General features: G+C 63.3%; 16 protein-coding genes. 9 read left to right on the forward strand and 7 right to left on the reverse strand.

Annotation, left to right across the window (positions count from 1 at the left end; translation table 11 throughout):
* Positions 1-4: 4 nt before the first annotated feature.
* Positions 5-3016, forward strand: coding sequence for a bifunctional [glutamine synthetase] adenylyltransferase/[glutamine synthetase]-adenylyl-L-tyrosine phosphorylase (locus tag ACIQTZ_RS16785; RefSeq protein WP_402982374.1), 3012 nt, complete (start codon positions 5-7; stop codon positions 3014-3016).
* Here ACIQTZ_RS16785 and ACIQTZ_RS16790 read toward each other — a convergent pair.
* Complete coding sequence (locus ACIQTZ_RS16790; protein WP_402982376.1) at positions 3004-4488, reverse strand: arylsulfatase; 1485 nt, start codon at positions 4486-4488, stop codon at positions 3004-3006. The two genes, ACIQTZ_RS16785 and ACIQTZ_RS16790, sit on opposite strands and share 13 nt — an antisense overlap.
* A 91-nt stretch (positions 4489-4579) precedes the next feature.
* Between ACIQTZ_RS16790 and ACIQTZ_RS16795 the strand changes: the two genes are divergently transcribed.
* From ACIQTZ_RS16795 to ACIQTZ_RS16805, 3 genes are read left to right on the forward strand one after another with little or no spacing between them, the layout of a single operon-like run.
* The gene (locus ACIQTZ_RS16795) at positions 4580-5119 is read left to right on the forward strand and encodes a GNAT family N-acetyltransferase (protein ID WP_400334616.1); all 540 of its coding nucleotides are present in this window, start codon (positions 4580-4582) and stop codon (positions 5117-5119) included.
* 54 nt (positions 5120-5173) lie between these two features.
* A complete protein-coding gene (locus ACIQTZ_RS16800) occupies positions 5174-5389 on the forward strand; it encodes an AsnC family protein (RefSeq protein ID WP_397322859.1) in 216 nt (71 codons plus the stop codon).
* A 53-nt stretch (positions 5390-5442) separates the two neighbouring features.
* Entirely contained in the window at positions 5443-5670 is a 228-nt protein-coding gene (locus ACIQTZ_RS16805; RefSeq protein WP_400334614.1) for a hypothetical protein, read from the forward strand.
* Positions 5671-6031: 361 nt separating this feature from the next.
* Here the strand turns inward: ACIQTZ_RS16805 and glnA are convergent, their stop codons facing one another.
* Entirely contained in the window at positions 6032-7456 is a 1425-nt protein-coding gene (glnA, locus tag ACIQTZ_RS16810; protein WP_397322857.1) for a type I glutamate--ammonia ligase, read from the reverse strand.
* Positions 7457-7767: 311 nt separating this feature from the next.
* Here glnA and ACIQTZ_RS16815 point away from each other — a divergent pair, with 311 nt between their 5' ends.
* A complete protein-coding gene (locus tag ACIQTZ_RS16815) occupies positions 7768-8205 on the forward strand; it encodes an RDD family protein (RefSeq protein ID WP_402982378.1) in 438 nt (145 codons plus the stop codon).
* 75 nt (positions 8206-8280) lie between these two features.
* Here ACIQTZ_RS16815 and ACIQTZ_RS16820 read toward each other — a convergent pair whose 3' ends face one another.
* Complete coding sequence (locus tag ACIQTZ_RS16820) at positions 8281-9042, reverse strand: DUF4191 domain-containing protein (RefSeq protein WP_400334610.1); 762 nt, start codon at positions 9040-9042, stop codon at positions 8281-8283.
* Between the two features lie 196 nt (positions 9043-9238).
* Between ACIQTZ_RS16820 and ACIQTZ_RS16825 the strand changes: the two genes are divergently transcribed.
* Positions 9239-11263, forward strand: a complete 2025-nt coding sequence (locus ACIQTZ_RS16825; RefSeq protein ID WP_402982380.1) for a CDP-glycerol glycerophosphotransferase family protein — start codon at positions 9239-9241, stop codon at positions 11261-11263.
* Entirely contained in the window at positions 11260-13161 is a 1902-nt protein-coding gene (locus ACIQTZ_RS16830) for a hypothetical protein (RefSeq protein ID WP_402982382.1), read from the forward strand. The genes ACIQTZ_RS16825 and ACIQTZ_RS16830 overlap by 4 nt, the downstream gene beginning before the upstream one ends.
* 113 nt (positions 13162-13274) lie before the next feature.
* On the opposite strand, the gene lipA is transcribed toward ACIQTZ_RS16830, so the two are convergent.
* Together lipA and lipB are read right to left on the reverse strand one after the other, a co-directional pair.
* Positions 13275-14282: a lipoyl synthase gene (gene lipA, locus ACIQTZ_RS16835; RefSeq protein ID WP_402982384.1), complete on the reverse strand. Its 1008-nt coding sequence runs from the start codon at positions 14280-14282 to the stop codon at positions 13275-13277.
* Complete coding sequence (gene lipB, locus ACIQTZ_RS16840) at positions 14279-14947, reverse strand: lipoyl(octanoyl) transferase LipB (protein ID WP_402982386.1); 669 nt, start codon at positions 14945-14947, stop codon at positions 14279-14281. The genes lipA and lipB overlap by 4 nt, the downstream gene beginning before the upstream one ends.
* A 148-nt stretch (positions 14948-15095) precedes the next feature.
* Here lipB and ACIQTZ_RS16845 point away from each other — a divergent pair, with 148 nt between their 5' ends.
* On the forward strand, positions 15096-16847 hold the full coding sequence (locus tag ACIQTZ_RS16845) for a serine/threonine-protein kinase (protein WP_402982387.1): 1752 nt from the start codon (positions 15096-15098) through the stop codon (positions 16845-16847).
* A 17-nt stretch (positions 16848-16864) separates the two neighbouring features.
* Here the strand turns inward: ACIQTZ_RS16845 and ACIQTZ_RS16850 are convergent, their stop codons facing one another.
* On the reverse strand, positions 16865-17764 hold the full coding sequence (locus tag ACIQTZ_RS16850; protein ID WP_400334599.1) for a TIGR01777 family oxidoreductase: 900 nt from the start codon (positions 17762-17764) through the stop codon (positions 16865-16867).
* Positions 17765-17849: 85 nt separating this feature from the next.
* Between ACIQTZ_RS16850 and ACIQTZ_RS16855 the strand changes: the two genes are divergently transcribed.
* Complete coding sequence (locus ACIQTZ_RS16855; protein WP_402982389.1) at positions 17850-21341, forward strand: S41 family peptidase; 3492 nt, start codon at positions 17850-17852, stop codon at positions 21339-21341.
* Between the two features lie 102 nt (positions 21342-21443).
* On the opposite strand, the gene ACIQTZ_RS16860 is transcribed toward ACIQTZ_RS16855, so the two are convergent.
* Positions 21444-21872, reverse strand: coding sequence for an OsmC family protein (locus ACIQTZ_RS16860; RefSeq protein WP_402945827.1), 429 nt, complete (start codon positions 21870-21872; stop codon positions 21444-21446).
* Positions 21873-21964 lie beyond the last annotated feature (92 nt).

The raw sequence follows: 21964 nt of genomic DNA on the forward strand, positions 1-21964 counted from the left end.
CGCTGTGAGCCTTGCACGCCGGCTCATCTCGGCTGGATTCAGCGACCTGGAGAAGGGGGAGCGGTTCCTCGCTGCCCCGGAACTTGAGGGCTTGGAACAGGAAGCCTTGTTCAGCGGCCTGTCCCTGGCCGCCAGTCCGGATACTGCTTTGCAGTCGCTGGTGAGGCTCATCGAGAAGAACCCCGGACTGAAAACGCTGGCCGCAGCGGACCCGGACACCAGCGAGCCGCTGTATCGGCTGCTCGGCGCGTCGGAGGCGTTGGGGGAGTTCCTCATGCGCCGGCCCGAGCACCTGGATGTGTTCAACACCAAGGTCAGCCCGGAACCCCTCTCCGCATCGAGTGACGAGCTGCGTTCCCTCTTACTGCGGTCCGTCAAAGCTGATCCTGGCTCGCTGCGTCCCATTGCCGGCCTGACCGGGCTTCCCGCCTATACGGCCTTGCGCGCTGCGTACCGGCGGGGATTGACCGAACTGGCGATCAAGGACCTGTGCGCGGCCTCGCCGCAGGACTTCATGCCGGCCGTCGGGGCCGAACTGGCTGACCTGGCCGGTGCGGCCATCGAGGCGGCCCTGGCCGTCTCCCGGGCCGAAGCGACAGGACAGTTCGACGCCGAGGAGGTTGCCGGCGTCGGGCTGGCCGTCATCGGCATGGGCAAATGCGGCGCCCGCGAACTGAACTACATTTCCGACGTCGACGTCATCTACGTGATGGAGGCGGCGGACCTTGACGACGCCCGCGCGGCAACCATCGGGACCGCCTTGGCCTCCGGTATTTCCAGGGCGATCTCCTCGTTTGCACCGGAACCCGGGCTGTGGGAGGTGGACGCGAACCTGCGTCCGGAAGGCAAGTCAGGGCCTCTTGTACGAACTCTTGCCTCGCACCTGAGCTATTACGCGAGATGGGCCGAAAGCTGGGAATTCCAGGCGCTCCTGAAGGCACGGACCATCGCGGGAGACCGGGACCTGGGCCAACGCTATGAGGAAGCCGTGCAGCCTCTTGTCTGGGCTTCCGCCGGCCGCGAAGGATTTGTGGAATCCGTCCAGGCCATGCGGCGGCGCGTGACCGACCACATTCCTGCTGCCGAGGAACAACGCCAGATCAAGCTGGGGCGGGGTGGGCTGCGGGACGTCGAATTCACCGTCCAACTCCTGCAACTCGTCCACGGAAAGTCCGACGAGTCCCTCCGCTGCCGCGACACCACTTCGGCGATCGCCGCTTTGTCCGCAGGTGGCTACATTGGGCGGGTGGACGCTGCAGCCTTCGATAACGCGTACCGGTACCTCCGCGTCCTTGAACACCGGATCCAGTTGTTCCAGCTCCGCCGCACCCACCTCATGCCCGTGGCCGAGGACGCCCAGCGTTTCCTGGCCAAAGCCGTCCTGGGGCCGTTCGCCCTCGAACGGCCGCATCCGGACCAGCTGATAGGCGCTTGGCAGAAGACCAAACGTGCAGTTCGGGACCTGCACGAACGCATTTTCTATCGCCCCCTGTTGAACACGGCGGCGAAACTCAGCAGCGAAGATGCCAAGCTCAGCCCGGAAGCCGCGCAGGGCAGGCTTGCCGCCCTGGGCTACCTCGACCCGCAGGGCGCCATGCGCCACATCGAGGCCCTGACAGCCGGAGTAAGCCGTCGGGCGGCCCTGCAGCGCCAACTTCTTCCCATCCTTCTCGGCTGGCTGGCCGAGGGCGTGGATCCGGACGCCGGGTTGCTGGCCTTCCGTCGGGTCAGTGAGGCGTTGGGGACCACCCACTGGTACCTGGGACTGCTCCGGGATTCACAGGCTGCAGCCGAACGCCTGTGCCAGGTCTTGGCGAACTCCCGACTGATTGCGGATCTGTTGGAGGTCTCGCCCGAGTCAGTGGCATGGCTGGGCAGTGACAAGGACTTGGCCCCCATCCCCTTCGACGCCCAGTGGCAGGAAATCCAGTCCAAGCTCTCGCGGCATCCGGATCCTGGAGGCGCCATGCGCCTCATCCGGCTGATCCGCCGGCGTGAAATCCTTCGAACGGCCATCGCAGACAGCGCAGGACTGTTGGACCAGGATGCTGTGGGCCTGGCCCTGGCCGAAGCGGACCGCGCAGCCGTCCTGGGTGCCCTGCACGTAGCGGAAGCAGCAGTGGCCGATGCCGGACCGCTGAAGACCGACGTCCTGGTGGTGGCCATGGGCCGGCAGGGCGGGCGTGAGATCGGCTATGGGTCCGATGCGGACGTCATGTATGTGCATCGGGCACGTCCCGGGTTTACGGACGCCGAAGCGCAGGAACAGGCAACGACGATCGTTGCCAGGATCTCAAGCCTCCTGACCCAGCCACTCAAGCCGGCCATCATGGCCGAGAGGGTCCTGCAAGTGGATGCCGACCTTCGGCCGGAGGGCAAGAACGGGGCAATGGTCAGGTCCCTGGACTCCTATGCCGAGTATTACCGACGATGGTCATTGATTTGGGAAGCGCAGGCCCTTCTGCGCGCCCGGCCCATGGCCGGATCGGACGAGCTCGCCCGGGACTTCGTCCGGCTTATCGATCCCATCAGGTACCCTGACGAATTGTCCGAGCAGGATGTACGTGAGATTCGGCGCATCAAGGCAAGGGTGGAATCCGAGCGACTGCCTCGAGGGGCCGATCCTGCCCGCCACGTGAAGCTTGGCCGGGGTGGCCTGAGCGACGTCGAGTGGCTGGTGCAGTTGATCCAGCTCCAACATGCTGGAAAGCATCCGGAATTGCGGAGCACCTCAACATTGGAGGCACTTGCCGCAGCTGAAGGGCTTGCCCTCATAGGAAAGGGCGACGCCGGTTTGTTGCGTCAGGCGTGGAAGCTTGCCAGCCGTATCCGGTCGGCGAACGTGATTGTGACGGGTCGGGCTTCGGACCTCTTGCCGTCGTCGCGCCGCGACCTGGAAGCGGTGGCTCGCTGGTGTGGATATGCACCGGGAACCGCGGGCAAGTTCGAGGAAGACTACCTGCGCTTGAGCCGACGTGCCCGGGGCGTGTTTGAAAAGAAGTTCTACGGGACCTGAGCCGCAGCTATTGCCTCGCGGGTGTGCCGCAAAATGGAGACCACGGGTGCGCCCGGGACCAGCCTGTCGCCAACCACGAAGCCTTCTTCGCGGTGGCGCAAGGCTTCCACCAGGCGATGCCGCCAGAGTTCCACGTCGCCTTGGTGGGCAGGATCCCCGGCGAGGTTCCAGCGTTCCTGGGGATCGGCGTCGAGATTGAACAACTCTTCGGTGCCTTTGCCCGAGCCCCAAATGTATTTGGCATGACCGTCGGTGAGCCAGTGCAGGTTCTGGCCCCAGTAGACATGTTCGCCATGGAGCCACTCGCGGACCGGGCCCGTGCCATCACCCCGGACAAGCGCGGCCAAGGACTTGCCGTCCACGCTGTCCGGAATGGGCAGCCCGGCCAGATCCAGAAGAGTGGGCATGAGGTCGCGGAGTTCCACCACATGGTCTACCACGGCGCCGCGCGTGGACCCTCCGGCACTGGGTGCATCCGCAATGATGAACGGGACCCGGGCGGAGCCTTCGTAGGGCACGGCTTTCCTGAACATGTGGTGGTCGCCCATCATCTCGCCGTGGTCGCTGGTGAAAGCGACGATGGTGTCATCCAGCAGCCCGAAGTCGGCCAACGATTCCTTGATCCGGTTGACCTGGAGGTCGATCTGCGCCATGAGCCCGAAGTAGCCAGCCCGGGCCCGATGGACCACGCGGTCCGGGATGTGTCCATAGCTTGCCTGGTAGTTTCCATCTGCCCGGAAGTCGTCCCAATGATGTTCCCAATCGCCTTCCACGGTTTCGTAGGGCGGGATGTTGAGGTACTGCTCGAAGGCCCACGACGGCGGGTCGTAGGGCGGGTGGGGCCGGTGGAAGGACAAGTACAGGAAGAAGGGCTTCACCGGATCCCGCCGCTGCATCCATTCGATGGCCTGCGTTCCAATCCAATGGCTGGGGTGCAGGTGTTCGGCCTTGTCCCATGTCCTGGCCACGATGGAGTTGCAGTTGACGCCGTGGTCGAAGTAGTCGGCGTCGGCCGGCACTCCCGGTTGCCTCCGTAACCAGGGCACATAGTCGTCAAACAGGGAAAAGTGCTGCCGATGTTCCTTCCGGGCGTGGTGCAGGTAGCCGTCGTGCAGGACGACGTCGTCGAATCCCACTCTGGAGCGCTCAGGCCAAACATGCATCTTGCCGATGGCCTGCGTGTGGTAGCCGGCCTTCCGGAACTCGCCTTGGACGGTGACCGGATGTGCGGCGTGGAAGGGCACTCCGTCGTCGTAGCCCACGCGTCCGTGCCGCTCCTGTGATTGCCCCGTGAAGAGCGCGGCGCGCGCCGGGACGCAGGAGGGAGTGGCCGAGTATCCTTTGGAGAACCGCACACCGTTCCTGGCAAGTTCATCAAGGTGGGGTGTCTCAAGGTGTGGGTGCCCGTCGGCAGACAAGCAGTCTCCCCGCCATTCGTCCACACAGATGAGGATGACGTTCGGCTGGCTCATCTACGGGGTTTCCTAACTCTAGGGGAGCGGCTGGACCCACCCTAGCCGGGAATCCGAACCTGTGCGCGATTATGACGCAAAGACTGGAGTTATGAGCTATAAAGATCAAAGGGGTACGAGCGTTGCGTGGCTGATTCCGCTGAAGGCAATCGATGCCGACGCCAGGGCCATTCACTTGGGCGACGTTGCGGAGCTCAGCCTGCAACCCGGTCAGCGGGAGTTCGTTGGCGACCCTCTCCGAATGATGCTCGCCGGCCTGGAGGACGCGTCGCAGTTCCCGTTTTCCATTGAGGCCAATGGTGCGGTTGTGGGCGTCTTGACGCTTCAATGTGGTGCTGCGCGGCTCGCCGGCTGGGAAGACGACGATTCGGCGTGGTTGCTGAGGGGGTTCGCGATCGATGCGGCAAGCCAGGGGCAGGGGATTGGCCGGTCGGCTGCTGCGGCGGCTGTGGAGGAAGCGCGAAAACTGACAGCCTGGCTGGATGGCGGCCAGGGCGGCGTCGTTCTTTCTGTCAACGAACGTAACCCTGCCGGCAAGGCTGCGTACGCCAGGGCCGGCTTCGTGGACAGGGGACGCTACCTCGGCGGGAGTTCAGGGCCCCAGCGCACCATGTTCAGGGCATTCGCCTGAGGACGCTCGTCAACCATGGTTGACAACGTCTCTGACGTCAACTATGGTTGACGGATGGAGGTGGAACGCATGAAAACCCTTGTTGGGCAGATGGACGGAATGGGGCCCGCCGAGGCACTGTACGCCGTTGCCGAATTGCAGAAGGAAGTCGGAAGGACAGAATCATCCTTGGTGCGGGCGGCCCGGCAAGCCGGCCTGTCCTGGGAAGCCATTGCTTTGTGCTTGGGAGTGTCCAAGCAAGCGGTGCATAAGAAATACGGTAAGCAGTAGCCCCGCCGCTGAACCTCTGTTCGCGGGGTCGCGTTTAGCCTAAGATTCATCCCGTGACGGTGAGGCTGGACGAGGAGGGTGCGTCCTTTTCGGATGCTGCCTGCTTCCGCTGCGCGCAGGCGGGCCCACATTGGGCTTCCCGCCATGCGGCCCCCGGGCAGTACGCCTGCAGGCGCTGTTTTGCCACTTTCCTGGACGAGGATGCCGTGCCGGGCGACGCCGGTCTTCCGGGGATGGGCGTGGCGGCTGCCCACAGCATGGGCTTGCTGGAAAACAAGTAGTCTGCAGGAAACCAAGTAGTCGTTCCGGCGCGGAAGCGAAAAGACGAGTACACGCTACTCGTGTTCCCCGTGGGCCCGCTCGGCACTATTGAGGCTATGACAGCCTATGTAGTTGAAACAGCAGCACTGATCCACCGCTGCCAATGCTGCGGTGAGGAAACCGAGAGGGTCTTTTGCGACGAGTGCGCGGCCCCCGACGAGCCCGGAAAGTCACCCCGCACCAAACACTAAGCAATCGGCCCGGGCCGTATGCGTTAACGGCGAAGGGCCGCCAACAGGAGTGTTTCCTGTTGGCGGCCCTCGGCGGTTGGAGGCCGGTCAACCTCCGGCGGGGCAAAGCATGCTCTGTCCCCGGAGTTGACTAGACGCCGTAGTAGAGCTCGAACTCGTAAGGGTTCGGGCGCAGGGACAGCGGACGGATCTCGTTCTCGTACTTGTACTCGATCCAGGTGTCGATCAGGTCCTGGGTGAAGACACCGCCGGCCTGCAGGAATTCGTTGTCCTCACGCAGGGCCTCGAGGGCTTCTTCCAGCGTGCCCGGAGCCTTGGGGATGTCCTTGGCTTCCTCGGCGGGGAGCTCGTAGAGGTCCTTGTCGATCGGGGCCGGGGGTTCAATGCGGTTGCGGATGCCGTCGATACCGGCCATCAGCTGGGCAGCGAACGCCAGGTACGGGTTGGACGAGGGGTCCGGAGCGCGGAACTCGATGCGCTTGGCCTTCGGGTTGGAACCCGTGATCGGGATGCGGATACCGGCGGAACGGTTGCCCTGCGAGTACACCATGTTGACCGGAGCTTCGAAGCCCTTGACCAAACGGCGGTAGGAGTTGACGGTCGGGTTGGTGAACGCCAGGACTGCGGAGGAGTGCTTCAGCAGGCCGCCGATGTACCAGCGGGCGGTGTCGGAAAGACCGGCGTAGCCCTTCTCGTCGTAGAACAGCGGCTCTCCGTTGCTCCACAGGGACTGGTGGCAGTGCATGCCCGAACCGTTGTCGCCGAAGACGGGCTTCGGCATGAAGGTCACGGACTTGCCCCAAGCGTCAGCAGTGTTCTTGATGACGTACTTGAACTTCTGCAGGTCATCGGCAGCCGCGGTCAGCGTGGTGAACTTGTAGTTGATCTCGGCCTGGCCAGCGGAACCAACTTCGTGGTGGGAGCGCTCAACCTCAAGGCCGGCCTTGTCCAATTCGACACACATGGCGTCGCGGAGGTCAGCCTGCTTGTCGGTGGGGGAGACAGGGAAGTAGCCGCCCTTGACCGGAGTCTTGTAACCGAGGTTGCCGCCCTCTTCCTTACGGCCGGTGTTCCAGTGCGCTTCTTCGGAATCGATCTTGTAGAAGCTGCCCTGCGGGGAGGACTCGTACTGGATGTTGTCGAAGACGAAGAACTCGGCCTCGGGAGCGAAGAACGCAGTGTCTGCGATTCCGGTCGAAGCCAGGTAAGCCTCTGCCTTCTCGGCTACACCGCGGGGATCGCGGTGGTAGGGGTCGCCCGTGCGCGGGTTGACGATGGAGAAGTTCAGGGCCAGGGTCTTCTCGATGCGGAAGGTGTCGACGAAGGCCGAGGTAACATCAGGGATGAGCTGCATGTCGGATTCGGCGATGCCCTGGAAGCCGCGGATGGAAGAACCGTCGAAGAGCTGACCGTTCACGAAGAAGTCGAGGTCAACGCTCTTGGCCGGCACGTTGAAGTGCTGCTGGACGCCCGGGAGGTCAGTGAAGCGGATATCGACGAATTTGACGTCTTCTTCTTTGATGAACTTGAGGACTTCGTCCGCAGTCTTGAACATCTATGCTCCTTATGCATATCAAGTAACAGGCCCGGAAGGCCGTGTGGTCCAGCCCAAGCCGAAGACCTGGAGACACAAAAATTTCCCCTTGCCGCGGTGGCTGGCAACTCCTATCACCTTAGGGAGACGGGATTTCCCGGGGGTGTCAGCATTGTTTCCGGCAGGTTACAGAATCATCTGTTGTGTAAACGGTAGTCGGCTTGCGGGTGTCCGGTCCATGCGCGTCCGGTGGACGAACACCGGGGCGGGCTCGGCCGGTACCTGGTCCGCCCGGGTCGGATGGGCGCACCGCCAGCAGTTAAGCTTGAAAGGTGGTTGATCGTAAAGACATTGGCTCCTGGTTGAGCGGTCCGGACACCTCCGGCATTTCCAAATACCCCGGCGAGCGGCTGGGGCTCCCTGAATCGGGGCCTGGCTCCATTGCGCGTGCAGGACGCCGCATCCTGGGCATCGTCATCGACTGGACCATTGCCTTGGTCATCAGCAACTTTGCCTTCGGCGGCAACCAGTGGGCAACCCTGGCCATCTTCGCCGTGGAGCAGATCCTCCTCATTGGAACCCTTGGCTACAGCATCGGACACAGAATCGCGGGCATCCACGTGGTACGTCTCTCCGGTGGGCAGCCAGGGCCGTTGGTGGCCGTCGTGAGGACGTTGCTTGTGTGCCTGGTGATCCCTGCGGTGATCTTCGATCCGGACCAGCGGGGCCTCCATGACAAGGCGATGAACACGATCCTCATCCGCATGTAGCTTCGCTCCTTCCGTGCTGACAAGAATGCGCCCCGGGCCTCTTTCGAGGACCGGGGCGCATGTTTCGTTCTGCGGTCAGCGTCCGCGGGCCGCCTTGCGGTCCGGGCGCGCCTTGTAGGGATCGATGCCCTTCGGGATCGGGAGACGGTTGCCCAAGGAGTTGATGCGCTTGGAGACAGCATTGACCTCAACCTTGGTCAGTTCATTCTTCATCTTGCCCATGGTCTTGGCGAGCTGGTTCAGCGGAACCTGGCCTTCTCCGCGGCCGGACTCGAGGACATGGATGGTGACGTTGGGCAGGATCCTGCCCAGGCGCTTGCGCTCTGCGTCAGCCAAGGTCTTGACCCGGTGGCTGGGACCCTCCGTGACCAGGACGACTCCCGGGCGGCCTATGGCCATGAAAACTGCATCCTGGGTGCGTGGGTTCACGGCCACCGGCTGGTCCTGGGTGACCCAACCGCGGCGGAGCGTGCCCAAGGCAGCGCCGGAAGCTCCAGGCTGGTTTTCAATCTGTGCAAAGGCGGCCCTTTCAGCACGACGCGAAAGGATGAAGACGGCGGCGAGCAGGCCCAAGGGGATACCGATGATCAGGCCGGTAATCCAGTTTTCCAGAAGGAAGCCAACAACGAAGGCGACAGCGACCACGGCAAGGAACGCCAGCAGCATGATCAGCACAACCTGCGGATCGTTGCGCCGGGTCATTTTGAAGACCTCGGCGATCTGCTTCAGCTGGCTGGGCTTCTTGGCTTTGGCTTCCTTGGGCTTGCGCTGGAAGAGCCCACGCTTGGGTGAGTCGGCCGAAGGGGTCGATTTGTTGGAATCAGGGGAGTTCGCCATAGTGCCTTAATTCTACGTGATGTACGCCCGGGGGCCGGACCCACGATGACGGGTGATCTCCGCAACGGTTTTTTTCTTTCCCGTCACGATTCACATGGGTCCGGCACAGCATACGTGGGAGGCAATTGCCCGTGAATTGAGGAAGGAACGGGTCACCCATCACACCACGCTGATTTTCAACCCGTCTAAGGAAAAGATGTCCGAGCTGCCATCATTGCTGACCATCGTTCTTGAGGAACCCGGAACACTGGACCGGGAGTCTGCGATGTATCGAAGACTTGTGGCGGCACGTCTGCGTTTCGACGCGGAGTTCTCCATCCTGCAAGCCACCGAACCGTTGACCACGCGGTCCATCGGCCGGCTGTGCGCCGACATCACCAGCAAATACGTGGTGTTCATGCGGACATCGCACCAGGTGTCGGCAAACTATGCGGCCACCATCATCGGTTACCTGAGGACCCGTACGGTGTACTTGGCGGAACCTGTCATGTATACGGGCAGGATCGCCGGGAACATTGCGGGAACGGCGATCGACGACGCCTACCACTATGCGCGGGATACCGACATCTTTGGCTCGGTGTTCAACACCAGACGACTCGCAGACGCGCTGGAGGCGATCGGGGACGTGGACCGGGCAGGCCTTTACACCAGCTACCGGCTGTATTGGTCGATCGAAAAGGTGAAACCGCTGCCCGCCGGCTATTCGGTGGCCACGGAAACCAAAGCCGCAATCGGACTTCAGTTGTCCCCGGAAGCCAAACGCCTGGTGCCTGTTATTCCCACATCATCCAAACAGCTCCGGTTGTACCTCCTGCGCTTCATGGCGCTTTTCCTGCGTGGTATGCGGGCCCAAAAGGCTACCGCCGTGAGCCTCGAACACCTGCGGGAACTCGTGACGGCGCACAACATGACGGAGATGCTCGCCATGGTGGAACCTTTGCAGCCCTTCGAAGCTGCATGGATCCGCTGGCTGGCCGATCCCTGTGCCACCACACACCTCTTCAAACAGCTCAGTGACAAGGACAGTTATCTCGTGTTCCTGCAGGACCAGCCCGTGGAGGATCCTGCCCGGCTCCTGTATGAACTGCTGTTCGGCGACGACGTCCTGGCCATCGCCAAGACCTACCTGCCGCGTACCTTGCGGCCGGGTCACGCCCGTCCGGGCAGTTACAACTTCTACCAACGTCCCATCAGCCCCCACTCCAGCATTCTCTTCTTCGACAGGCCGTTACAGGCGGACGACAACGCTGAACATCTCTACGACTACTTCCGGATCAATCACCCCGAATTCACGGAGTCCTATTTCGCCATCAACCCAAAATCCCCCGATTGGGAGCGGCTTGAGAAGAAGGGCTTCAAGCTCATCCCCATTTTCAGCCCAGAGTTCTATGAGAAGTTCCTGATCTCCGATCTTGTGGTGTCTTCCCAGATCTACAACATCCGGTACCGCGGAAAGTCGTTTGCCAACTCCCGGTTTGTGTACTTGCAACATGGCATCCAACTCAACGACATGTCCGATTGGGTGCTGTCCAAGTACTTTGACGTCTTCATTGCCACCGGACAGCTGGAGGCAGACTACATGGCTGGATTGGCGCCTGTTGAGACCCTCAATTCCGGCCTGCCCAGACTTGAGTCGCTGGCCCGTGAACCCCGGAATTCAGCTCACCTCCTGTTCATGCCTACGTGGCGGTTCAACCTGAACCAGGTGTCCACGGAGCAGTTCCTCCAATCACGCTACTTCCAGGCCATAGACCAAGTGCTGACCGATCCTGCGCTGCTGACCTTCCTCGATGCCACTGACCGCAGACTTGAAGTGAAGCTCCACCCGAATGTTGAGAAACGGACGGCACACTTCCGGTTCTCCGAGCGGGTGGTGTTGTCGGAACTCAGCTACCGGGAAGCCATCAGCTCCGCTGAAATGGTGTTTACGGACTACAGCTCGGCAGTCCTTGATGCTTCATTCGTACACATCCCCATCGCGTACTACCACTGGGACCACGCCGAGTTCTTCCGCGAGCAGCCTTACGAGGGGCGGCTGGACTATGAAGAAGAAGGCTTGGGGCCGGTCTTTCATCAGCACGTGGATCTCATTGACTACCTCGTCAATGAACGGTTTGCCTCTGAGGAACCCTTGTACCGCGCGCGTCGTGACCGTTTCTTCAAGGGCGTTGACGCGGACCGGATCAACCGGAAGATCGTCGAAAGGATGCTGGCACTGTGACGTCGAAGTTCGGGGAGTTAAAGCGCAAAGCTACGGATCTGGGAAGAGCCGTTGCCTATTCGTCGACGGGCCGGGAAGTGGCGAGGTCGCTGATGGAATCGGCCCCTGAGTCGGCCGTCCGCAGGCTCATCAAGGCGAGGGGACTGGAAGCCCGGGTACGCAAAGTGGCCGCCGAGCACCTGCCGCAGGGGATCTTCTTCGCCAAGCTCACCCTCCCGGACTGGGAGGATCACCAAGGCGAACCGTTCCAGCTGCTGCAGGATGGTGAGGTGGTCTACGGCAATCTGATTGAGCCGCCGGCCCGCGGTTTCCCCCTCGAATACCGGAACATCATGGTCGGAACTGACGACCCCTCCCGGTTCAGGCTCGCCTCGGGGGGTCCCTTCGAATTGGGAATCGGCAGAGGACCCTTCACTACGCCGCAGCAAATCAAGTACGACGAGCAATATGGAGTAGAGCAACATGGCGATGCATACTACTCCGTCCGGGGAAACACCACTGATCCGAAGAGGATGCTCCTCACCTTCCCGGGCTTCGGCCCTTCCACGACGCGAATCTCTTTTGCGGTGAGCTACCTCAAAGGGATCACGGACGCTGACCTGGAAGACACCCTGATGGTCTGCTTCCAGGACCGCTATTTGGCGGCCGGGTCCTACATGATGGTGGACAACGCTGGCCGGCCGCTTGATGGCCGGATCAACGCCGCCATAGAAAAACTGCGAGGCCAATTCAACATCGATCCCGCCCGCATGCTGTTCTTCGGCGCCTCAAAAGGCGCATCCATCGCAATCCGGTACGCCAGGAACTTTCCTGCCGCGCGGCTGGTGCTGGCCGTTCCACAGATGAACCTGCCGTATTACTTCAGCAAGCCGTTCTTCAAGGACAACCTGTACCGGAACCGGGCCTTCCGCGAGGCTGAGCAGCCGGAGGACCTCCTTCGCCAGTACTTTGCGGAGGGCCGGACCATTGACTACTTCTATACGAACTCGGACGAACTCAGCAACCATTCACTGATTGAGCTCGTTCAGGACGTCCCCAATCTCACGAAGTACCGGATCGACGGCAAACACTCCGCGGTGGCCGGCACAGCCTTGCCGGCCATGCTTGGCATCATCAGGGAATTCCTGGGGGCCCCCGCCCAGGAGACGTTCGTCTGCGAAGAGCTGCGGTGGTTCGACACGACCGAGACCAGGCAACTACAAGTACGCGTGGACGCCCGGGCTTCAGAGATATCACAGGCGAACTGGTTCGTGGGCGGGTGGGCCGGCAGGACGCGATTCTTGCAGTTGATGACCGACCATTCCTACAAGTTCGTCAAGTACACCTCCGGCGAGCAAGCGATGTTCCATCGTTACGATCCCGTGGAGCACATCGACTCGCTCCATGCGATTGCATCGAACGGCCTGTCGTGGACGGCTAGGCTGCCGGAACAATCCGACGAACCGGAAAACACCACCCGGCGGTTCCGCTCCAGACGCCGGGGCGAGGCATTTCAGGCCATCCCGCTTGATGTGGAGGCCCATGCACCGGCCGACTATGTGATTCTTGACGGGGACTGCCATGCACGGTTCCGGTACCGGTGCTCCCGCGCAAGCGCCTCTGGCCAGTCCATGGAGGTGCACTTCGTGCAGGACGCAGCTGCAGATGTCTTGAACGAATTCCCTCGTGATCCAGCCCAGCGCCCCGCCTTCGTGGCAGTGGTCCAGCCGATGGATGGCTGGGAGTTGGCGCACCTCATGGCCCTGCGGTTGGTCGTGGCTGCCGACGTGCCCCGCCTGGTAGTGGTGGTGCACGGTACAGGGGCCGACGAGGGACTGTCCGCCCTGGGTGCCGTGGAATGGGACCAGGTACAGGTAATGGCCTGGTCTCCGAAGGAGGCTCCGGCGCCGGCCCACTGAGGAGAGGCTGGTCCGCTGAGGAGAGACAGCCTTTACACGAAAAGCAGGCTGCACTGGCACTCCGTGGTGCCGGCCCAGCCTGCTTCGTAGCCTCGAGGAACAGCCCGTGGTCCTTAGCCGTGTGCGGCGAGGATGGTGGAGGCTTCCTGGCGGGTGGTGCCGGAGGATTCGATGTGGGCGAGGGCTTCGGGGATGTCCCAGCCCTTTTTGCGCATCGCGGTGGCCCAGAGCCGACCGGCCCGGTAGGAGGAGCGGACCAGGGGCCCGGACATGACCCCGAGGAAGCCGATCTCTTCGGCCTCGTGCTGGAGGTCCACGAATTCCTGGGGCTTGACCCACCGGTCCACGGGCAGGTGCCGCTCGGACGGGCGCAGGTACTGGGTGATCGTGATCAGGTCACACCCCGCGGCGTGCAGGTCCCGGAGCGCTTCGGAGATCTCTTCCCGGGTCTCGCCCATGCCCAGGATCAGGTTGGACTTGGTCACCATGCCCAGGTCCCGGCCCTGGGTGATGACATCCAGGGACCGCTCGTACCGGAACGCGGGACGGATCCGCTTGAAGATGCGCGGCACGGTCTCGACGTTGTGCGCGAACACCTCGGGCTTGGACTCGCAGATCGCGGCGATGTGTTCGGGTTTGCCGGAGAAGTCCGGGATCAGCAACTCCACCCCGGTGCCGGGGTTCAGTTCATGGATCTTGCGGACCGTTTCGGCGTACAGCCACACGCCCTCGTCTTCGAGGTCGTCACGGGCCACCCCGGTCACGGTCGCGTACCGCAGCTGCATGGCCTGCACGGACCGGGCCACCTTGGTGGGCTCAAACCGGTCCAGCGGGGAGGGCTTGCCGGTATCGATCTGGCAGAAATCACAGCGCCGCGTGCACTCGGACCCGCCGATCAGGAACGTCGCTTCCTTGTCTTCCCAGCACTCGAAAATGTTCGGGCACCCGGCCTCCTCACACACCGTGTGCAGGCCTTCCTTCTTCACCAGGTTCTTCAACCCCACGAACTCCGGCCCCATCTGGACCTTCGCCTTGATCCACTCAGGCTTACGCTCAACAGGGACTTGGGCGTTGCGGGCCTCGACGCGCAGCAACTTACGGCCTTCAGGTGCCAGGGTCACTGGAGTGCTCCTTCTGGGGTGGAAACGAGTGCTTCTTCGTGCTTGCGGAACTCTTCCACAAAGCGGTCAACGATGTCTGCCGGGTTGATGGTCCGGCCAGTCTCCAGCGACATGGTGGTAACGCTGGCGTCGGTGATGCCGCAGGCGATGATCTGCGCGTAGGGCGCCAGGTCGTTGCTGCAGTTGATGGCCACACCGTGCATGGTGACGCCATCGAGGACGCGGATACCGATTGCGGCAATCTTGCGGTCCGGGCCCTTGTCATCTGCCAGCACCCAGACGCCGGCACGGCCTTTCGCGGTGACGGCTTTGATGCCGTAGTCCAGCATCACGGAGATCATGGTGGCCTCGAGCCGCTCCACGTAATCCCGGATTCCCGAACGGTTCTTGAGCTTGAGGATTGGGTAGGCAATCAGTTGTCCGGGGCCGTGCCACGTCAGTTTGCCTCCGCGGTCAACGGGTACCACGGGGGTTCCGTCGAAGGGGCGTTCGTGGTCTTCCGTGAGCTTGCCTGCCGTATAGACGGCTGCATGCTCAAGAAGCAGGACGGTACTGTTCTTCTCGCCGGCAACAACCTTGTTGTGGATCTCGCGTTGAAGGTCCCAGCCCTGCATGTAATCAACGAAATCCGGGGCAAGACCCAGTTGTGAAAACTCAAGAGTCATGCGTTCAAGCTTAGACCCCGCAGGACGTTGCCCATGCTTTTGTGGTGAACCTCTCAGTCGCATCCGGGAGGCTGCTCCAATATCGCTGCAGAGGGCGGGCCTGTGGATAACTTCTGCAGCGAAAGCCGACTTCGGGTAGACCTTTGACATGGACACTCTGGACTCCGGCGCCCTATTGCCTCCCGTCATGTCAGGCTACACACCCGAACGGATCCTTGGGCAGGGCGGATCGGCGTCCGTCTGGCTGGCCACCAGGGATGCAGACGGCGCCCGGTTTGCCATCAAGATTGTCAAGAATTCAGAGGTTCCTGATGATTTGATGCATCCGCATGGCGCCGCCCACGCCATCCTTCGTGAGGCAAACATACTCACACTCGCCAGGCACGAGCACCTGCTTCCCTTTCACGACGTGGTGCCTGCCGAGATGGAGGGCCGGAACTGTTGGGGTCTGGTGATGGAATATGCCGCCGGGGGTTCACTCGCGAACCTTGTCCGGGGGCGTCGTTGTTTGACTGTTGGCGAAGCTGTCACTGTGCTGACACCCTTGGCCCAGGCGTTGGCGTTCCTGCATGGCCAGGGGATCGTGCACGGCGACATCTCCCCGGGAAATGTCCTGTTCACGGCCCATGGGAAGCCCTTGGTTGCCGACCTTGGGATGGCCGGGCTGCTGGGCGAGCTGCAGCAAGCCAAAGACGCGGGCACACCGGGTTTCATCGACGGCGATTCGGTGCCCTCCGCAAGCGGTGGCGGGCGGAATGCGGAAGAGGCTGCGGACCTTGACTTTGCTGGTGATGTCTTCGCGCTGGCGGCGTTGGGGTGGTATTGCCTCACGGGCGCTGCCCCGGAGCCCGCAAAGAGCCGTCCGCCGCTTTCCCTTCTGGTTCCCGACGTACCCAAAGGATTGGTGGGTGCCCTGGAAGCCGGCCTGGCCCCGGACCCACATACCCGGCCGAACGCAAGGGAGTTCGGTTCGGCCATTTACCGCAGTGCTGCGCCGGAACCCGTGGACCTGGTCGGTTCGGTGCACGAATCCGTCATACCGGAGCTCCTGACGAGGCGTCCAGACGATGCCCTCTCGACCAAACGACGCACCCTTCGGCGGTTCTTCAAGGCTCCGTGCACGTCGTGGGCTGAACGCACTCCCACAAGCAGCACCACCCGTCGCACGAAGGCCGGATTGACGTTCAGCAGAATGATGCCGCTCCCGTCCGACCGTCCCGCAACGCCGTACCGGACGGCGAGGGGACCGGGCGCGAGCCGGGCCGACCGGTCGCCGTCGAACGCGGAATCGTCCCGACCCAACCACCGTCGGTCCGGAAAACGGCGCGGAACGAGGGCCACCGCGCTGGTTTTGGGTGGTTGCCTGGTGGGCCTGCTGGCGTGGATCGCCTGGACCGGCACTGGATACCCGTCACAGCCGGGGGAGCCCTCCGGGTCCGCGGTGCCACAGCCGGATGATCGCCGCGGGAGCGGGACAGACACCCTCCCAGCCATGGCCCAGGCACTTGGCTCCAGCGATCCGGCAGTGGCCGTTCCAGCCCTTTCCGCGGTCCGTGACCAGGCCTTGGCTGAGGGGCGCCGGGAGTTGCTTGGGCTGGTGAATGCACCGGGGTCACCCGCCGAACAAGCTGATCTGGTCCTTGCACAGCAGTTGGAACCACAGGGGATCCGTTTCGTCGGCCTGAGGACAGTCCTGACCGGCGCGGCCGTGGATACTTTGCAGGCAGACCATGCCGTCGTCTCGTTGGCAGCGGTTTTGTCCGGTTACGAGGAACAGGATGCGCAGGGAAAAGTCATCCGCTGGCAGCCGCCAGGGCAGCCGCAGCAACTGCGCCTGGTCCTTTCCAAGGTGGACGGCCAATGGCGGATTTCGGAGATTTTGGCGCCGGAGCCGGGATGAGCCCCAGGAACCTGCACTCATCGTTTGGCTTCGGCCACCAGCCAGGGCATGGCCTCACTCAGGCTGGGATGCTTCCACTGAAATCCCGCTCCGGCCAGCCTGCCGGGATCCATGGCCTGATTTGCCAGGATCAGTTCATCAGCCAGGCCGCCCAGAACCATTCGGAGTGCCGGTCCGGGCACCCGAAGAAGCGCCGGGCGGTGAAAGGCCCCTGCGAGGCGGGAAACGATGGTGTTGACGTCCGCCAACCCCGGTGCGCACACATTGACCGGTCCCTCGAGTTCGGCAGTGATGAGGAAAGCAAGGGCAGCAGCTTCATCTGCCAGGGTGATCCAAGGCCAGTACTGGCGTCCGTTTCCGAAGGGCCCACCCAGTCCTGCCCTAAGCAGGGGCAGCAAAGGCCCCAAAGCTCCGCCGGAAGGACTGAGGATGACTCCCGTGCGGGGTGTGACCACCCTGACGGAATCGGGAGCCTTCCGGGCTTCTGCCTCCCATTGCACGCACAATGGTGCCAGGACGCCGGTGCCGGGAGCCGAGTCTTCCGTGAGTACTTGGTCCCTGGAAGCGCCGTAGTAGCCGGACGCCGATTGGCTGATGAAGGCCCGGGGAGGGCGGCCCACCCGACCCATGGCCGCTGCAAGGGTCCGTGTCGGCAGGATCCGGGAGTCATGGAGCGCCTTGATCCGGGCGCGGGTCCACGGCCGGTCCCCGATGCCTGCCCCCGAAAGGTTGACGACCGCATCCGCTCCGTCCAACACCGATTCATCGAGGATTCCAGCCGACGGATCCCACGAATGCTCCTCGGGGGCGCGCGGTGGACGGCGCACCAGCTTGACCACGTCGTGGCCGCTCGCCAGGAGCAGCGTAGTGAGGGCGGTTCCAATCATTCCGGAGGCTCCGGACATCACGATTCGCATGACCCATCTCACCATGCGGCGCCGCGGCCCGGAAACACCGTCCAAAGGGCAAAGGCCAGCTCAACCATCTGGCTATGATCGAACAATGACCTCCTCCAGCTACCTCCGTTTCCCGCATGTCCACGGTGACCTTGTTACTTTCGTGGCTGAAGACGATATCTGGATCGCCCCCGTGGCGGGCGGCCGCGCCTGGCGGGTTTCGTCCCAGCAGTTGCCAGCCAGGAATCCCCGCTTCACGCCGGACGGCAAGCGGCTCGTGTGGACTGCCGTCGTGGGTACCTCACCCGAAGTGGTGACAGCGGAGACCGACGGCGGTGGTTACAAGCAACTGAGCTACTTTGGCCACAGCACAACGAAGGTCCGGGGTTTCACCCCGGCAGGAAACATCGTGGTCACCAGCGCTTTCCAGCAGTCCGAAAGCCGGCACACGCATGCCTACAGCCTGCCGCTGGACGGTGGAGCCGCCGTCGCCTTGCCATTCGGGCCGGTGGAAGCAGTGGCGTTCGGCCCTGAAATCGGCGACGAGAAGCCGGTGGTGCTGGCCAGTGTGCTGTCCCGGGAACCGGCATGGTGGAAGAGGTACAGGGGCGGCACGGCCGGAAAGTTGTGGATCGACGCAGACGGCAACGGCGAGTATGAACGGCTGCTTCCGTCGGTTGAGGGCAACCTGACGGATCCGTTGTGGATCCAGGGACGCATTGCCTTCCTCTCGGACCACGAGGGTTACGGAAACCTCTATTCGGTCCTGCCGGATGGTTCGGGTCTTCGGAGGCATACTGACCACGAGGACTTCTATGTGCGGCACGCGAGCACGGATGGTGAGCGGGTCATCTTTGAGTCCGCCGGCGAACTGTGGCTCCTGCCGTCACTGGATCCGGACGCCGTTGCCCGCAAGCTCGACATCACCCTGGGTTCAGCCTCGCCCGCACGTCGTCCGGCACCTTTGAAGGTTGCCGCGCACCTCGGCGACGTCTTCCCGAACGAAGCGGGAACTGCCAGCGCCGTGGAGTCGCACGGTACTGTCCACTGGATCCGCCACAAGGATGGCCCGTCCCGCGTGGTGGAAGCTGCTCCAGGGGTACGGGCCCGGTTGCCGAGGCCGTTGACCGACGGGAGGATTGCCTACGTGGCTGACCACGGTGGCGTGGAGGCCGTGTACATCAAGCGAATTGCCGCCCGGATGGTGCCCGCCGTCCCGGCGCAAACTCCCCAGTCCACGGAAGCGCCTGCTGAGCCAACCGGAGAAGCGGATCCCCTGCCCAAACCGGTTTCCGCCTCGAACATCGTGGGCCACGGGCACCAGCCGCCAGCCGCCGTTGCGCAGGCTCCCGTTGAGGCCCATGCGGGCGAGCCTTCGCCTGACACGGCCGCCGGGGTTGAAGAGCCAGTGCCGGCACACAGGACTCCGGAGTCCGAAACCGTCCGCGTGGATTTCCCCGCGCCTACGCGTGCCAGTGCCCTGGAAGCCAGCCCCGATGGCCGCTGGCTGGCCATTGGAACCTCTTTTGGCGACGTCTTTGTGGCAGACACCGTTTCCGGCGCGCTGAAGTCCCTCGTGAGCCTTGGGGAAGGCAGCGTGGAGCAGTTCACCTGGTCCGTGGATTCGCAGTGGCTCGCCTGGTCCGAGCCCGTCACGTCCTTCGGTTCCCGGAGCAAGCTGCGGTTGGCCAGGCCCGCCAAAGATGAGGCCCACGTCATCGACGCCACCGACGGCCGTTTCTGCGACGAATCACCGCGGTTCACCCCGGACGGAAAATTCCTCGCGTTCCTCTCCAACAGAAGCTTCGACCCCGTCTACGACGGCCACTCCTTCGACCTGTCGTTCCCGAGCCCCATCAAGCCCTACCTGGTTGCCCTCGCTGCCGACACTCCATCGCCCTTCGGGCCCTCCGTTGACACCTTGGGTGAGGACACGGCTACTGCCGAGAAGTCCGACGACGGCGGCACTCCCGTCACGCGCGTGGATGCGGAGAACCTGGCCCAGCGCGTCATCGCGGTCCCCGTGCCGCAGGGAAACTACTCCGAGCTCACGGCGGCACACGGGGCGCTCCTCTGGCTCGATACTGAGCTGTCCGGTGTGACCGGCGAAGGCAAAGGAACGCTGCAGGACAAAAAGGTTGCTCCGTCCCTGGTCCGTTACGACTTGGCCAAGCGCTCGCAGAGCACCCTGGTCAAGGCCGTTGACCGCTACCGCTTGTCCGCGGACCTCAAACGCGTTGTGTACGTCTTGGAGCAGCAGGTCACCTCGGTACCTTCAGATGCCAAGGTCGATGAGGAATCCGGGGAACTGGTCAAGGTGGAACTGAACCGGATCAGGGTGGTCCTTGACCCCGTTGCGGCGTGGGGACAGGCCTTCGAGGAAGCGTGGCGGTTGCAGCGTGACTTCTTCTGGGCCTCCGATATGGCAGGGCAGGACTGGCAGTCGGTCTACAACCGTTACCGGCCCATCGTGGACCGCCTGGGATCACATGACGATCTGGTGGATCTGTTGTGGGAAATCCATGGCGAACTGGGTACGTCGCACGCCTACGTGCGGCCGGCTCCGGTCAACGAGCCCGGAAGGAACGGCCAAGGCCGCTTGGGAGCCGAGTTCCAGCTGGGCGACGAGGGCTGGGAAATCTCTGCCATCCTCGCCGGCGAATCTTCCGATCCGCTCGCCACATCCCCGTTGACGCGTCCCGGAGCGGACGCGAAGGTGGGCGACGTCCTGTTGGCGATTGACGGCGTCGAACTTTCCGCTGCGCTGACTCCAGCCATGCAGTTGGTGGGCGCGGCGGGCCGAACCGTGGAATTGACCCTGCTCAACGGCGACGGGCACGGAGAAGCCGCTGGAGTTCAGCGCAGGGTGGCCGTGGTGCCCATCCGTGACGAGGAACGGCTGCGCTACCAGGACTGGGTCCGCGGAAACCGCCGCACTGTCCGCGAAGCGTCCGGAGGGACGTTCGGATACCTCCATATTCCGGACATGATGGCCAACGGCTGGGCTCAACTCCACCGGGACCTGGACACGGAAACGGCCTTGGACGGGTTGATCGTGGATGTCCGGCGCAACCGCGGTGGCCACACGTCCCAACTGGTGGCGGAGCTCATTGGCAGAAAAGTCACCGGGTGGAGCATGCCCCGCGGCGAGAAGCCCAGGACGTACCCGCACCACGCCCCGCGTGGCCCCGTGGTGATCCTGGCCGATGAGTTCGCAGGATCGGATGGAGACATCATCACGCAGGTCTCCAAGCTCAGGGGAATCGGCCCGGTCATCGGGACCAGGACCTGGGGCGGCGTGGTGGGCATCGACAACCGCTTCGCCCTGGCAGACGGCACCGGGGTGACGCAACCCCGCTATGCCACGTGGTTCGGCGGCGGCATCGGTTGGGACGTCGAGAACCGTGGCGTGGATCCGGACATCGAAGTGCTGTTCCCGCCCCACGCCTACGCCGCCGGCACGGATCCCCAGCTGGAGTACGGCATCGGGGCGCTCAAGGAAATGATCCAGGAGCTCCCAACGGACCGCCCCCCGCTCCGGAAAGGTTACCGCAGCGTCCGTCCAGGTCCCTTGCCTTCACGGCCGCAGGCTACCTGAAGGCCCGTCTGCAGGCAGTCGTCGCAGTAGCGGCGTAGAAAGGCCCCGCACCAGTACTGGAAACCAGTGGTGGTGCGGGGCCTTTCAGGTAATGCGCAGCGACTACGCCTGAAGCGTTGCATCCAGGGTGATGTCGATGCTGGCGAGGGCGCCCGACACAGGGCAACCGGTCTTGGCTTCTTCGGAGATCCGGCGGAAGTCCTCCTCCGAGATGCCCGGGATCTTTGCGGTGAGAGTCAGGTGGCTGCCCGTGATGCCGGTGCCGGGAACAAAGGTGACATCAGCCTTGGTGTTGACTTCCTCCGGGGTGAAGCCGGCCCCTGCCAGGGCGTGGCTGAAGGCCATGGAGAAGCATGCGGAGTGGGCGGCAGCGATCAGTTCCTCGGGGCTGGTCTTGCCGCCGGACTGCTCGGTACGGGCCTTCCACGTGACATCGAACGTGCCGAGGCCCGAGCTGTCCAGCGTCGTGTTGCCGGAACCCTCGATCAGGTTGCCGTTCCAAACCGTGTGTGCGGTGCGTACTGCTGCCATTTCCACTCCTTGGGGTAGTTGTGTATCGGCGGCCGGCGCCGGCCGGCTGCCACCGTGTCAATCCTAGGGACTCGCTGACGGCCACGCACGGC

The organism is Paenarthrobacter sp. NPDC090520 (assembly GCF_044769205.1).
Lineage (GTDB): Bacteria > Actinomycetota > Actinomycetes > Actinomycetales > Micrococcaceae > Arthrobacter.

Bases quoted from the DNA above. Each gene is read 5' to 3' on its own strand.
- ACIQTZ_RS16845 (WP_402982387.1), top strand. From the start codon at position 15,096: ATGGACACTCTGGACTCCGGCGCCCTATTGCCTCCCGTCATGTCAGGC.
- ACIQTZ_RS16850 (WP_400334599.1), bottom strand. From the start codon at position 17,764: ATGCGAATCGTGATGTCCGGAGCCTCCGGAATGATTGGAACCGCCCTC.
- ACIQTZ_RS16825 (WP_402982380.1), top strand. From the start codon at position 9,239: ATGTCCGAGCTGCCATCATTGCTGACCATCGTTCTTGAGGAACCCGGA.
- glnA (WP_397322857.1), bottom strand. From the start codon at position 7,456: ATGTTCAAGACTGCGGACGAAGTCCTCAAGTTCATCAAAGAAGAAGAC.
- ACIQTZ_RS16800 (WP_397322859.1), top strand. From the start codon at position 5,174: ATGGAGGTGGAACGCATGAAAACCCTTGTTGGGCAGATGGACGGAATG.
- ACIQTZ_RS16795 (WP_400334616.1), top strand. From the start codon at position 4,580: ATGAGCTATAAAGATCAAAGGGGTACGAGCGTTGCGTGGCTGATTCCG.
- ACIQTZ_RS16855 (WP_402982389.1), top strand. From the start codon at position 17,850: ATGACCTCCTCCAGCTACCTCCGTTTCCCGCATGTCCACGGTGACCTT.
- ACIQTZ_RS16820 (WP_400334610.1), bottom strand. From the start codon at position 9,042: ATGGCGAACTCCCCTGATTCCAACAAATCGACCCCTTCGGCCGACTCA.
- lipB (WP_402982386.1), bottom strand. From the start codon at position 14,947: ATGACTCTTGAGTTTTCACAACTGGGTCTTGCCCCGGATTTCGTTGAT.
- ACIQTZ_RS16860 (WP_402945827.1), bottom strand. From the start codon at position 21,872: ATGGCAGCAGTACGCACCGCACACACGGTTTGGAACGGCAACCTGATC.
- ACIQTZ_RS16790 (WP_402982376.1), bottom strand. From the start codon at position 4,488: ATGAGCCAGCCGAACGTCATCCTCATCTGTGTGGACGAATGGCGGGGA.